The organism is Rhizobium sp. CBN3, from assembly GCF_030518245.1.
GTDB lineage: Bacteria > Pseudomonadota > Alphaproteobacteria > Rhizobiales > Rhizobiaceae > Rhizobium > Rhizobium aethiopicum_A.
Window position 1 is genome coordinate 1 of the sequence record NZ_JAULSE010000090.1, and the last position, 633, is coordinate 633.

Here is a 633-nt window from a genome sequence, read left to right on the forward strand (position 1 = left end):
GTCTTGATCAGATCGGTGCCTGCATTCAGCCCTTCGGTGACCACGTCACCAACGTCATCGACAAGATAGGTGTCGTTGCCCGCACCGCCGATCAAGCTGTCCGCACCGGCCTTCCCGTCCAGGGTATCGGCACCTGCCCCGCCCAGAATGGTGTTGGCGAAGCTATTGCCTGTCCCGATGAAAGTTCCCGTACCGATATAGGTGAGGTTCTCGAGATTGCCGCCAAGCGTATAGCTCGCCAGCGTCGTGCGAACCGTGTCGGTTCCCGCGCCGATAGCTTCGGTGACGCTGTCGCCGGCATGGTCGACGACATAGGTGTCGTCGCCCACACCACCGATCAAGCTGTCGGCCCCGCCTCCGCCATTCAGCGTGTCGCTGCCGACACCGCCGGAAAGCGTATCGTTGGACACGCCACCCAATATCGTGTTGTCGAGATCATTGCCCGTCCCGGCAAAGGCCACCGTGCCGATATAGGTGAGGTTCTCGAGATCGCTGCCGAGCGTATAGCTTGCCAATGTCGTGCGGACCGTATCGGTTCCCGCATCGGCCGCTTCCGTGACGATGTCACCGCCATGGTCGACGACATAGGTGTCGTCACCCTCACCGCCGATCAAGCTGTCGGCCCCGCCTCCG

The 633-nt window shown here is 61.9% G+C and carries 1 protein-coding gene; it reads right to left on the minus strand.

The genetic code is table 11. The features are described 5' to 3' along the window. Positions 1–633, minus strand: a 633-nt coding sequence (locus QWJ46_RS31070) for a calcium-binding protein (protein ID WP_302756375.1), incomplete at both ends; no start/stop codon positions are given.